This window comes from Streptomyces sp. NPDC005263 (genome assembly GCF_042872365.1).
Classification (GTDB): Bacteria; Actinomycetota; Actinomycetes; order Streptomycetales; family Streptomycetaceae; genus Streptomyces.
This window is the reverse complement of the sequence record NZ_JBIAKJ010000001.1, coordinates 78,491-90,843: the sequence shown is the minus strand read 5'-3', so window position 1 is coordinate 90,843 and position 12,353 is coordinate 78,491. Positions and strand designations below refer to the sequence as shown.

The following is a 12,353-nucleotide window of genomic DNA, read 5'->3' as shown; positions in this document are numbered from 1 at the left end:
GGTGGCCGGCCGTGAGCCCGCCGAGCGCAGGGCTCCAAACTGCTGCCCGACGACGAGACCGGCAGGGCTCGCTGCGCGTGGAAATCCGGCGGCGTCGGACTTGACCTGTCGGAGAAGAAACCGATGATGGCCGGGTGAGGACACAGAACGGCGAGTCGGTTCTCGCGAGAGTCGTGCGGATCTTCGAGGCGTTCACCCCCGAGGAGTCGGCGCTGACCGTCTCGGAGATCTCCCGCCGCACGGGACTGCACGTGGCGACCGTATCGCGGCTGGTGGCCGAGCTGGTCTCGTACGGCTTCCTGACCCGGGACGCGGACCGCCGGGTCCGTATCGGCACGCGCCTGTGGGAGCTGGCCACCCGCGCCTCGCCCACCCTGTCGCTGCGCAACGCGGCGATGCCGTTCATGGAGGGCGTCCACGATGTCGTCGGCCACCATGTGCAGCTTGGCGTGCTCGACGGTGACGAGGTGCTCTTCCTGGAGCGGCTGACGGCACCGGGCGCGGTCGTGAACTACACCCGAATCGCGGGCCGTCTGCCGCTGCACGCCTCCTCCAGTGGCCTGGTCCTCCTCGCCCACGGACCCGCCGACCTGCGCGGGCGGGTGCTCGACGGATCTCTGCACCGCTACACCCCGGACACCCCTGCCACCGCGACGCGGCTGCGGGCCGTGCTGGCCGAAGTCCGCCGCCAGGGCTACGCGTACTGCCCGGGATACGTCCATCCGGACGCCCTGGGCATCGCGGCGCCGGTGCGCGACACGCGCGGCGAGGTGGTGGCCGCGCTGGCGGTGATCGTCCCCAACGAGGCGGGGGCGTCGTCCGTCGTGCCGGTGGTGCGGACGGCGGCACGCGGTGTCTCACGTGCGCTGGGAGCCCGGACGTCCCAGGTCGGGACGCGGGTGACCCGCGTGATGGCACCAAGGTCGTTTGAGACGCGCCGAAACTCGTCTCTCAGTGATTGAGAATGCCGTCGCGACCGTCCGTCGGCACCGCGCATCCTTCGTGCAACCCAACGACGGGAGGCGACAACGTGGTCGGAACCAGCGTGGCTGCGGACGCCGGGTCAGGCGTCGGCGCAGGTCGGTCGACGCCGTGGAACGCGGGGACCTTGACGGTCTCCGCCAAGGAGGACGTCGCCGAGGGGGTCGTGGCCCTCACTCTCACGCACCCGGACGGTGCCCGGCTGCCGGACTGGACGCCGGGTTCCCACATCGACCTGGTCCTCCCGGAAGGAACAACGCGCCAGTACTCCCTTTGCGGTGACCGCTGGGACGCGCACACCTACCGCGTCGCCGTCCTGCGGGAGCCCGCCGGCCGGGGCGGATCCGCCTACGTCCACGACGAGTTGAGGCCGGGAGATCTCGTCGGGGTCGGCGGACCGCGCAACCACTTCCCCCTCGTACCGTCCAAGAAGTACCTCTTCATCGCGGGCGGCATCGGCATCACCCCGCTGCGGCCGATGGTCCACCAGGCCGAACTCCTCGGGGCTGACTGGGAGTTGCTGTACGGCGGGCGTACGCGGTCATCGATGGCCTTCCGTGAGCAACTCGCCGAGGCCTACGGCGAGCGTGTGCACCTCGTCCCGCAGGACGAACTCGGACTGCCGGACCTGGCGGCCTGGCTGGGCACACCGCGACCCGACACCAAGGTCTACTGCTGCGGCCCGGGCCCCCTGCTTGCCGCTGTGGAACGGGCGTGCGCCGACTGGCCGCCGTACGCCCTGCGCACCGAGCGTTTCACCGCCGCCGCACAGACCCCACCGGTGCGCAGGGCGCCCTTCGAGGTCGAGCTGCGCCGCACAGGACGCACGGTCACCGTCACCCCTGACGAGTCCGTGCTGGAGGCGGTGCGCCGGGCGGGCGCCGACGTGCTGTCCTCCTGCGAGCAGGGCACCTGCGGAACCTGCCTGACACCGGTGCTGGAGGGACAGCCGGACCACCGGGACTCGGTCCTCGCCGACCACGAACGCGCCGCGAACGACTGCATGTTCCTGTGCGTGTCGCGGTCCTGCGGTGACCGGATCGTCCTCGACCTGTAATCCCCCTTCTGCTAGGAGCCGCGATGACCGAGGCACTGGAGCGGGCCGTCTCACCGTCCGTCAGCGACGCCGACCCGTTCACCCACGAAGCCCTGCTCGACCCCGAACCGCTGCACCGGGCCCTGCGCGAGGCGGGCCCGGTCGTGTACCTCTCCCGCTACGACGTCCACGCGCTCGCCCGCTACGAGCAGGTGCACGCCGCCCTGCTGGACTGGCAGCACTTCGAGTCGGGCTCCGGCGTGGGCCTGGCCAACTTCCGCCACGAGAAGCCGTGGCGCCCGCCGAGCCTGCTGCTGGAGGCCGACCCGCCTCGGCACGACGCCCCGCGCCGGGTCCTGCGGGAGATCCTCGCCCCACCCGCGCTGCGCCGACTGCGCGAGATGTGGCATGGCGTCGCCGAGGAACTCGTCGACCAGGTCCTCGCCCGGGGAAACGAGTTCGACGCCTTCACGGCGTTGGCGGAGGCGTTCCCACTGCGGGCCTTCCCGGACGCGGTGGGTCTGGGCCCGGACGGACGAGAGAACCTGCTGCCGTACGGCAACATGGCCTTCAACGCCTTCGGTCCGCGCAACGACCTCGTGGCGGCGGACGCGCACCGGGTGGCCGAGCTGTCGGCGTGGGTGAACGCCCAGTGCGAACGACAGGCGTTGAGTAAGGACGGTTTCGGGGCCGCCATCTGGGCAGCCGCAGACCGCGGTGATCTGACGCACGAACAGGCGCCGCTGGTGGTGCGCTCCCTGCTCACCGCCGGCGTCGACACCACCGTGCACGGACTGGCGGCCTGCCTGTACGCCTTCGCCACCCACCCCCAGGAGTGGCAACTGCTGCGGAAGCGACCGGAGTTGGCGCGGGCCGCGTTCGATGAGGCGGTCCGCTGGCAGTCACCGGTGCAGACCTTCTTCCGTACCGCCACCACCGACGTCACCATCGCCGGCACGCTCATCCCGGCGGACACGAAGATCCTGATGTTCCTCGGCGCGGCCAACCGTGACCCCGCCCGATGGCACGATCCCGACCGCTTCGACCTCACCCGTGACCCGTCCGGGCACGTCGGCTTCGGCATGGGCCTCCACCAGTGCATCGGCCAGCACGTGGCCCGCCTGGAGGCCGAGGCGCTGCTGGCCACCCTGGCCCGCCGCGTCGAACACATCGAACTCGCCGGCACACCGCACCGCCACCCCAACAACACCCTGCGCTCGTGGGCGTCCATGCCCCTGCGCGTCCGCCCGGCCGTCCGCCCGGCCGTCTGAGCGGTCGTCTCCGAGGAAAGCGAAGGGCGCGGGCGAAGGGTGAGCCGGTGCGGGTGGAGACGATCGTGATCCCCGATCCGGGGCCGGGGGAGGCGGTGGTGAAGATATAGACACGCGGGGTGTGTGCCACACCGACCTCCACTATCGCGAGGGCGGCGTCAACGACGACTTCCCCTTCCTGCTCGGCCACGAGGCGGCCGGTGTTTTGGAATCGGTCGGTGAAGGCGTGGCCGACGTCGCGCCCGGCGACTTCGTGATCCTCAACTGGCGGGCGGTGTGCGGTCAGTGCCGGGCCTGCCTGCGAGGCCGCCCCTGGTACTGCTTCGACACCCGCAACGATGGCACGGAGCTGTCCCGTGCACGACGGTGGACCCGGCCGCGGTGACTCCGTCGCCGTCATCGGCTGCGGCGGCGTCGGCGACGCGGCGGTGGTCGGCTCGCGGCTGCGTGAGCTGACCGGGGGCTTCGGCGCGGACGTGGTCATCGATGCGGTCGGGCGTCCGGAGACGTACTGGCAGGCCTTTTACGCCCGTGACCTCGCTGGAACGGTCGTCCTCGTCGGAGCGCCCACCCCGATGTGAATCTGGACCTGTCGCTGTTGGACGTCTTCGGCCGCGGTGGGGCGCTGAAGTCCAGCTGGTACGGCGACTGCCTGCCGAGTCGGGACTTCCCGACGCTCATCGACCTGTACCTCCAAGGTCGCCTCGACCTGGACGTGTTCGTCAGCGAGACGATCGCGCTGGACGGTGTCGAGGATGCCTTCGCCCGGATGCACAAGGGCGACGTGCTGCGCTCGGTGGTCGTCCTGTGACGGCCACCCTCATCGAGCGCCGGGTCAGACGGGCGGGGTGAGGGATGGCGCGCCGGTGGCCGGGTTCTGGGGGGGGTGCCCCTATGGGTACTGATCAAATACTTGACGAGATACGCGCGTACGAGGCCCGCTACCACGAACCAGACGGCGGCTGACGGCCCCGCCAACAGAGGTCGGTCGGGCGGGACGCCGGCAATCGCATGACTGACTGTGTCGGTTTCTGAGGGAGTCGTTTTTGCGGCGCGCATCAAGAGCAATCACGACGCCACCGCGCTCACCTTCCCACAACTGCTCACCGACCGGTGGGCGACGGTGACAGCGGAGCAAACGACGCGGGACGCGGGCAGCCAGGCAACGGCTGCGTTACTAACTGGACTTGCCAGGGCCGTATCCGGTCGGCTGCGCGCAGCTCGTCGGCGTCACAGGACATCGAAGGCCGTTACGCTCCTGTCCTCGGTGTCTACGGACCCCGTCCATGACCGCTCAGGCAGGGGCCCCTCGGCCTTCCAGTGCTGATGATCGGTGGATCGAGTGGCGCGGCGGCAGCGCACACCAGTGGAGTGCTGCCTGAAGCCGCTCTTCGCCCATGCCCTGGCTGCAGTTGAGGAGTGGGAGGGTGGGATGGGCGGCGCGGACGCTGCCGGGGATCGGGGTGTGCGCGTCGGCCGGGTCTCCGCGCTGCGCCGCCGTCAGTGCAGCGATGACGTCGGACGGGGGACGTCGGCGGGGGAGAGGTCGGCCCGCATGCCCTGGGCCGCCCCGACGAGGCGGGGCGATGCTGGGAAACGGCACGAACGAGCGTCGTCGGCCGGGACCTGCTAGGCCGTGTTTTAGGTTCTGATTCCTGTGCGCGCCCTGCACGGTGATGATCAAGATGTGGGGCGAGGGGATCTTTCTGATGAGCAGTGGTCGGTGCTGGAATCGTTGCTGCCTGCGGTGGGCATAAGTCGCAGGTGGCCTGGCTGTCGGCGGCTGGTAAACGGTGTGCGGTGGCGGGTTCGGACCGGAGTTCCTTGGCGGGACCTGCCGTTCGAGTACGGACCGTGGCAGACGGTGTATGGACTGTTCCGGAGATGGCAGCGTCGGGGTGTGTGGGCCCGGCTGTTGACGTTGTTGCAGGCGAGGGCTGATGCGGCCGGGCTGATCTTCTGGGAGGTCAACGTCGACTCCACCATCTGCCGGGCACACCAGCAGGCTGCCGGTGCCCGCCGACGCGGTGCTGTGCAGAAGGAACCGCCGGGCGGAGTGAGCGCCGAACCTGAAGACCATGGACTGGGCAGGTCGCGAGGCGGGTTCACCACGAAGATTCATCTGGCGTGTGAGCAGGGACAGGAGCCGTTGGCGCTGCTGATCACCGCCGGGCAGCGCGGTGACAGTCCGCAGTTCGAGCCGGTCCTGAACGCGATCGGTGTGCCCCGGCTTGGTGTCGGCCGGCCGAGAAGCCGCCCGCTGCGGGTGCGAGGCGATAAGGCGTACTCTTCACGCGCGAATCGCGCCTACCTGCGCAGACGTGGCATCAGGTGCACGATTCCTGAGCCGGTCGGTCAGGTCCGCAACCGCAGGCGCCGCGGCCGTGGCGGTGGCCGTCCGCCCGTCTTCGACCGCGAGGACTACAAGGCCCGGCATGCGGTCGAATGCGGGATCAGCCGTCTCAAGCAGCACCGGGCCGTGGCGACCCGGTTCGACAAACTTGCAGTTCGGTTCGAGGCGACGGTTCAGGTCGCGGCGATTTATCAGTGGTTGTGAACCCTCAGTCTGCCGTCGTGCGGATGCCCCAGCAGGAAAGGACAGGCCTGCGGTCATTACGGAGGAACAGCGCGTTTCCTGGCATTGGCGCGGGGCGGTGTGTATGGGGTTGCACCTTCCGTAGCGGCATGTGGTCCGGTGGACTTACGTCCCGGTCCCTTGAGGAAAGGTCCTTGCTCATGCATTCGCCGTTCATGCCACCTCGCCAGGTCAAGATCGGTGACGCGGCGGCCTTCGCCGGCACCATGCCGCGGGCGATTCGCCATTACCACGAGATCGGCCTGCTCCCCGAGCCTGAGCGGGGCGGCGATGACCGCCGCCGCTACGGGTACGAGGACATGATCCGCCTGTTGTGGATTCGCAAGATGGCCGACGCCGGGATCGCCCTGGACGACATCCGTGACGCCTTTACCACCGGCACGGCTTCCGCCGGTGCGGACAGCGGAGACGGTATCGCGGGCATCCTGGAGCGGCTGGAGGAAACCCTCGCCGAGCAGGAGGCGGAATTGCGGCGGCAGCGGACCGCGGTGCAGCGGATGCGCACCGAAGGCAGCCGGATGGGCCTGCTCTCCGACTTCGTCACCGAACGCCTCAAGAGCCGGCCTGAGGGCTCCCTGCGTCAGGCGGACCTGGACAGTCTGCTGGTCACTGAGCGGATCTTCGGCCCGCTCGGCGCGGCCATCCAGGCCACCCGCTTCGTCATCCTGGCCACGCATCCCACTCTGCGGGAGGATTCCGACCGCATCGATGACGCCGAGGAGGCACTCGATGACAGCGTCGCCGTCGATGATCCACGGGTGGCTCAAGTGGCCGTCGAGCGGCACGCATTCGAAAGCGCCCTGCAGGCCTTCATCGAGGAGTCCGGCCTAGGGAAAGACGACGATGCCCTCTTCGACGCCTGGGACACTTTGCACCCTGCCACCGCCGATGACGGCGAGGACGAGGCCGACCTCAGCTCTGGCAGGCGGGAGGCTGACTCCATGAGCGTGCTCGAAGCCACCGGCAAGATGCCCTACGACTTCTCCCCAGCCCGCCTGCGCTGTATGGAACTGGCCGAAGAACTATCCGCCCAAGAGCCACCCGCTACCTAAAACACGGCATAGGCGGGGGTCAGAAACAGGTACGGAGACCGGGACCGCACGTCCCATGGCACGGCCCGCTGGTCGACCGGGCATGACGACGATGTACGACACGGCCCCGCGGCCCGCCCCGAGGGCAGAGGGCGCCATCCCGACGACAGTCCGCATGGCACGTACGCCCCACAGCATCCTGTGCGACGCCCTGGCCGCCCGAGCCTAGGGGGTCGGCACCTGAGTCTGAATTGTGCGTCCTGACGGCTCCTTTCTCCCCACCGGCAACGTCGGTGCCGACCTGGGCAACGTCAGTGGCGAAGGGCTTCTCCGCCTGCGCCCGGCCACCGGCCCGGACCGAGGCGAACGGCTGGCCGGGCATGTTCCCGCTGCGGAGGGCGGCCTCCTGGTGCAGTGAAATGTTTTGTGGGGGCTGGCGTGTGGATGGAACTCTGCCCTGCCTGTGACGTCCACCGGCCGCCGCCCGCGCCCTTGTCCGCTGGCACCGCGATCCCGGCCACAGCCGTGACCAACGCTGGCCGTTTGTACTGCGCAACAAGCTCGTAGGCGCCGCCGTATGGTTCGACGGCCTGTTCGAGCCTGTCCGTGCGCCCGCTGCACAGTGCTCACCTGGATGCCCGCCTGAAGTAGCTGTGGCCCGCCGCCCGCCGCAAGCTGACCTGGAAGTGGGCGCCTCAAGTGACACAGGACACTCGCCCTTCTTGTACGCCATCAGGAGACGCATCATGCGCCATGTCAAACGTCTTGGTCTGAGCGCGGTCACCGGCCTGACCGCTGCCCTCTTCTGTGCTCCCCTGGCGTCGGCCGCCACACCGCCCGTTGGTGCAGCTGACCCTCTTCCTCTCCATGACAAGGAAGAGGTCTTCTCCCTGACGGCGATGCCGACTCAGTTGAACTTCGTTGATGTGGACCCTCCTGGGAACAGTCAAGGGGACGAGCTCATCGTCACCGGGGACATCGTTCCCAATGCCACGGTGGGCCGCTTCGACGAGGTCTGCACGGTGACCCGTACTGGCCCCAATGACACGAGCGACCTGCAGTGCCAGATCACCCTTTCGCTGCCGGACGGGCAGATCACCGTGCAGGGAGTGTTCAGCATTTCCGGTTCCGGCCCGGGTGACATCACCCTGGCGATCACAGGAGGCACGGGCCGTTACCAGACAGCCCACGGGTTCATCCACGCCGTCAACACCAGTGACACCGAAACTCAGATCACCGTCCACCTGATCCGCTGATGGTTGGAAACACGCTCCACGGCGGCCGGGTCGTCTCCATCGACCCGGCCGCGGAGTCGCCGCACCCTCCCTCACTTTGAGCGGAGCCTTGCCTGACCAGCAGTGATCAAACGATTGCCGCCGGCCCTGTCCGAACTGCTGGAGCTTGTCATCACCCGGCAGGACGCACCGCCCAAGCCGGCTCCCGACGGGCTGTATCTCGCCCTGAACCGCTTGAACATCGAGCCGGAGCGCGCGGTGTTCGTCGGGGACAGTCCCACCGACATGACCGCGGCCCGTGCCGCCGGAGTCCTCGCCCTCGGAGCGGTCTGGGGCTGGCACCCGCCTGCCGCTCTCCGCGCGGCCGGCGGCGCCGATCACCTCCTGCCCGGGCCCGCCGGCATCGGGCCGTACCTGCTGCGCCACCTGCCCCTGATCGACAGCGCGTGACCCAGTAGCCCCACTGCAGTGGAGGGGAACCTGCAACGGGTTCCCCTCCACTTCTGCACCCAGAGGACACAGGCGATGCGCGTGATGCGGCGGCGGGCGCCCGGCGCCGAGCTGGAGCACTGACGACCCCGGTCCTCAGCCGACTCGCGGTCCGGCTCGGCCCGCACCCCATCACCCGGCCGCCGGTTCCTGGACCTCTGAGAGCTGCTCCGATGCCTGTGCCGCCCACCAGCGGCCGCCTGCAATGGACCGATGTCCCCCTGGAGCTGCGCGCCCGCATCGAAGACGTCCTGGCCTCACCCGTCACCGACACGGTCACTCCGGGCGCCGGCTTCGGCCACCAGCTCGCCGTCGCGCTCCGCCTGGACAGCGGGCGACGGGGCTTCGCCAAGGCGGCCCCCGACGACGACCCGCTGACCGCCGCCAACGTCCACGAGGCCGACGTCCTGGACGCGCTGCCGCCCGGCGCTCCGGCCCCGGGCCTGCTGCGCATCCACCGCGCGCCGACTGGACCGCCGTCGTCATCGCCTACCTGGACGGCCCGCACCCCGACTTCTCCCCGCAGTCCGGCGACGCCGAACAGACCTGGGCTCTGCTGGACAAGCTCACCTCCAGCCCCGCCCCTGCCCCCTACGCCGCGGCGGTGAGCACCATGCCCTCAACAGCGGCCGTTCTACACGGCTGGGACGAACTGCTTGCCGATCCGCCGGCCGACCTCGCCCCCGCCGCCCGCGACCGCCTTCCGCAGCTCGCCGAACTGGAAGCCGCCTGGCCCGCCCTCGCTCACGGCAACCGCATCGTCCACGGCGACCTGCGGGCCGACAACATGGTCCGCGACCACCACCTTGGCGTGACCTTCGTGGACTGGGCACACGCCACCACAGGCCCGGCCTGCATCGACGCCGCCTCCCTCGCCCTGCAACTCATCCTCGCCGGACACACACCCGCAGCCATCGCTCGCCTGCTCCGCGACCACCCCGTCACCGCCAGCAGCCCAGACACCACCACCGCGTTCCTCGCCGCGCTCACCGGCCACTGGCACCGCAACGCCCGCAAGCCCGCACCCCCCGGACTGCGCGCCTACCAACACCGTGCTGCGACCGCCGGTCTGGGGCTCCTCGGCTAACGCCTGAGCTGATTGCGCGGCAGATATCCTCTTGCCTGTCGTGACCGCGCTCGGACCTCAGCGAACCCTCCCGGCCGCCACATGGCCGAGAGGGGAGCCGCCCAAGATCCCAGTGCCTACACACGCTCCAGTGCGATGCGGCAAGCCTCAGACAGCGAATGCCCCCGGGCCGCTCACAGAGCCCGGGGTCTGCCCGACAGCGTCAGGACGTCGCCTAGCCGAGCCCGAGTTCGGGGAGCGCCTGGAGTTTGTCTGCGGTGAGTTTCGCCCACCGGCTTCTGATGTTGGACAGGAATACGGCGAGCTTCAACTCGGTGCCGTCCTCCAGGCGCAGCGAGCCAGGGAGCAGACGCGTCAACCTCACACATGCGAGGTTCACGCAACACGGACCACTGGTGAGGATGCTGCACACGCAACCGGGGCGCGGATGAGCGACACCTCGCTGCCGCGTACTCGTCCAACGAGGGGAATTCGATGCTCAAGAAGATCAAGCGGATCGCCGTGGCCCTGGCACTGGCTACCGGTACTCTCGCCGCCACCGCCGCGACTGTACAGGCCGGTGAACTGGGAGCGCAGCAGGGGGACTACGCAGGCTGCCAGCTCGGCTATGTCTGCATGTATCAGAATGAGGCTGACTGGAACGCTGGCCAACCCAGCCACCGCTGGTCTCAGTACGGCGCCCACAACCTGAACAACCAGTACGGCAAGAAGTGGGTCTTCAACAACCAGTACTCCGGCGCGAAGGCCCAGCTGTGCTACGGGTACAGCGGTGCCAACTGCACCGGCCTGATCATCAACAGCTACACCGTCGGCGTAGCCGACATCACGCCGATCAACAGCATCAAGCTCTACCCGTAGTCCGCTCCAGCGGTCCGCGGGCGCTGCACTGGCGTGGGTTGCAACGCCCTTGCTGGGCTCCGTAAGGCGACTTACGGAGCCCCACCCGTACCGCCTCCAGCCCGAGGTCTGCAGTCGCCTGGAGCTTGTCGGCGGTGAGCTTCCGGCGCCTCGATTTCGCGTGAGGCGGACAAGTCTCTTGTACCAGCACAGGGCGATGGCGAGTCCGAGAAAGCTCAGGTAGGACACGGTCTTTGCGTCAGGCAGGGTGCATGCGGTCTGTCACGGGTTCCCGCACTGGATCTCCCAGTAGCGGACGGGGCCCCAGTTCGCCGTCCAGTCCGCCGAGTAGGCGTCCGGCGTGTCGTAGATGTTGGTCCCCGCGTTGTTGTACATGGAGACGAAGCCAGTGGGCAGGCTGTTCTGCCACCAACCGCCGGCGGCCCCAGTCCTCCAACTCTGTGGGATGTAGGCTCCGACGCCGCAGTCGTCGGCGACCTGAACCTCTCCCGCGTTTGAACTGTAGGCGCAGAAGGCGTCGTCGCAGAGGGCGGCGGCTTGGGCCTCGGTCTTCACCCCGCTGTAGAGGGTTAACCCATTGGTTGTGCTGACACGCTCGACGCCAACCAGGAGGTCGACGTCTCCGCTGGAAGCGAAAGCGCCGCCCGCAGTGACGAATAGCGCGGCGATTGCCATGATGATGGCAATAAGCTGGGCACCAGTTCGACGCATTGCGTTTCCTTTCTGATCCAATGATGGGAGCCTGATGGGTGGACTCGCGCCCGGAGCGGGTAAGGGAAAACAGCTGCGCTGGTAAACGAACGAACTCCCGCACGTTTCGCCTCAGCGGGCCATTGCTGCGCCGGCTTTCCTGTTCCAGTACGTGCTCGGCTGGCGGACAAGCCAAGGAGGACGCATCGGCCCCGAGAAAGGGCTACGTCACAGCAGTTGCCGGGGGAGCAGGACCAGTTGGTGGGCCTACTCCCCCTCCCCCCCCGCAATTCAGCCCGGTCAGTTGTACGGTGACGGAACGTCCCAGCCGCCGCAGGCGACTTCTCGCCCGTCGTCAACTCGGCATTCCATCACCTCGAAAGGTTGCCACGTGTCGAGGGAGTCGCGATCCTCGTGGTACGTCTGCGTCGTCTCGTTCTGGTAACCGGAAGCGGTGAGCGGCCCGTAGATCCCGCTGGTGTCTCCCCAAGTGAAGCGCCAGCGGAAATAGACGCGAGCGGAGGCGCGGTCCGACTTCGAGTCGGTGATTGTCACCTTGGCGTAGCTGGTGTAAGGCATGTGCGAGCTGTCGATCCAGTAGTCGCCGTGCGCCCAGGCCCCCACAACATCAGCCTGGGTACCCGTCGCGTTCCAAGCGGTGGCTGCCTGTGCGGTGCTCGCGGAGGCCAAAACCCCCGCCAGTGCCAGCACCCCGCTGGTCGCCGTAAGTGCCCACCTGCGCGGACTCCTCTGGCGGTTCTCCCGTTTCACACTAAACCCCCTACCAAGAAGCTTTCACATTCGAGGCTGACAAGGCGACCTGGTGCCACCTTCACCATCCGGTTGACCGACTACACACTTCGCCGAACCGCGGGACCACGAAGGCCATCACCTTCGCCGTCACACCGACCCTCCGCAGTTCCCAGCGCCTGCAGTTTTCGGTATAGGTCCACTCTCCTGAAGTTCGGGGACGTGCTGCTCACGATGCCGGGGCCGGCATCGGCAAACCTTCGGAAAAGCTTGAATCCGCCTAGGAGACCAGGTCAGTGGCGCGCAGAGTGGGGCGTAGCGGTGATCGG

At 68.4% G+C, this 12,353-nt stretch carries 14 protein-coding genes and 1 pseudogene; 12 read left to right on the top strand and 3 right to left on the bottom strand.

The window, feature by feature from the left end:
- The first annotated feature begins 134 nt into the window (after positions 1-134).
- From ACFYRY_RS00410 to ACFYRY_RS00360, 11 genes and pseudogenes are all read left to right on the top strand, one after another.
- A complete protein-coding gene (locus tag ACFYRY_RS00410) occupies positions 135-962 on the top strand; it encodes an IclR family transcriptional regulator (RefSeq protein WP_389138515.1) in 828 nt (275 codons plus the stop codon).
- A 68-nt stretch (positions 963-1,030) separates the two neighbouring features.
- Entirely contained in the window at positions 1,031-2,038 is a 1,008-nt protein-coding gene (locus ACFYRY_RS00405; RefSeq protein WP_389138513.1) for a PDR/VanB family oxidoreductase, read from the top strand.
- 23 nt (positions 2,039-2,061) lie between these two features.
- Entirely contained in the window at positions 2,062-3,288 is a 1,227-nt protein-coding gene (locus ACFYRY_RS00400; RefSeq protein WP_389138510.1) for a cytochrome P450, read from the top strand.
- Positions 3,285-4,099: pseudogene (locus tag ACFYRY_RS00395) on the top strand (alcohol dehydrogenase catalytic domain-containing protein). The gene ACFYRY_RS00400 and the pseudogene ACFYRY_RS00395 overlap by 4 nt, the downstream one beginning before the upstream one ends.
- Positions 4,100-4,309: 210 nt before the next feature.
- On the top strand, positions 4,310-4,615 hold the full coding sequence (locus ACFYRY_RS00390; protein WP_389138507.1) for a DUF6207 family protein: 306 nt from the start codon (positions 4,310-4,312) through the stop codon (positions 4,613-4,615).
- 360 nt (positions 4,616-4,975) lie between these two features.
- On the top strand, positions 4,976-5,845 hold the full coding sequence (locus ACFYRY_RS00385; protein ID WP_389140984.1) for an IS5 family transposase: 870 nt from the start codon (positions 4,976-4,978) through the stop codon (positions 5,843-5,845).
- 179 nt (positions 5,846-6,024) lie between these two features.
- Positions 6,025-6,936, top strand: a complete 912-nt coding sequence (locus ACFYRY_RS00380) for a MerR family transcriptional regulator (protein ID WP_389138504.1) — start codon at positions 6,025-6,027, stop codon at positions 6,934-6,936.
- 725 nt (positions 6,937-7,661) lie between these two features.
- The gene (locus ACFYRY_RS00375) at positions 7,662-8,171 is read left to right on the top strand and encodes a hypothetical protein (RefSeq protein WP_389138502.1); all 510 of its coding nucleotides are present in this window, start codon (positions 7,662-7,664) and stop codon (positions 8,169-8,171) included.
- Positions 8,172-8,273: 102 nt separating this feature from the next.
- The gene (locus tag ACFYRY_RS00370; RefSeq protein WP_389138500.1) at positions 8,274-8,600 is read left to right on the top strand and encodes an HAD family hydrolase; all 327 of its coding nucleotides are present in this window, start codon (positions 8,274-8,276) and stop codon (positions 8,598-8,600) included.
- A gap of 212 nt (positions 8,601-8,812) precedes the next feature.
- On the top strand, positions 8,813-9,247 hold the full coding sequence (locus ACFYRY_RS00365; RefSeq protein WP_389138498.1) for a hypothetical protein: 435 nt from the start codon (positions 8,813-8,815) through the stop codon (positions 9,245-9,247).
- A gap of 5 nt (positions 9,248-9,252) precedes the next feature.
- Positions 9,253-9,726 carry a phosphotransferase family protein gene (locus tag ACFYRY_RS00360; protein ID WP_389138495.1) on the top strand — a complete coding sequence of 158 codons (474 nt, stop codon included), beginning with the start codon at positions 9,253-9,255 and terminating at the stop codon, positions 9,724-9,726.
- Between the two features lie 214 nt (positions 9,727-9,940).
- On the opposite strand, the gene ACFYRY_RS00355 is transcribed toward ACFYRY_RS00360, so the two are convergent.
- Entirely contained in the window at positions 9,941-10,090 is a 150-nt protein-coding gene (locus tag ACFYRY_RS00355; protein WP_389138493.1) for a hypothetical protein, read from the bottom strand.
- Between the two features lie 110 nt (positions 10,091-10,200).
- Here ACFYRY_RS00355 and ACFYRY_RS00350 point away from each other — a divergent pair, with 110 nt between their 5' ends.
- On the top strand, positions 10,201-10,584 hold the full coding sequence (locus tag ACFYRY_RS00350; protein ID WP_389138491.1) for a hypothetical protein: 384 nt from the start codon (positions 10,201-10,203) through the stop codon (positions 10,582-10,584).
- Positions 10,585-10,845: 261 nt separating this feature from the next.
- Here ACFYRY_RS00350 and ACFYRY_RS00345 read toward each other — a convergent pair whose 3' ends face one another.
- Complete coding sequence (locus ACFYRY_RS00345) at positions 10,846-11,259, bottom strand: hypothetical protein (protein ID WP_389138488.1); 414 nt, start codon at positions 11,257-11,259, stop codon at positions 10,846-10,848.
- Between the two features lie 315 nt (positions 11,260-11,574).
- On the bottom strand, positions 11,575-11,985 hold the full coding sequence (locus ACFYRY_RS00340; RefSeq protein WP_389138485.1) for a hypothetical protein: 411 nt from the start codon (positions 11,983-11,985) through the stop codon (positions 11,575-11,577).
- Positions 11,986-12,353 lie beyond the last annotated feature (368 nt).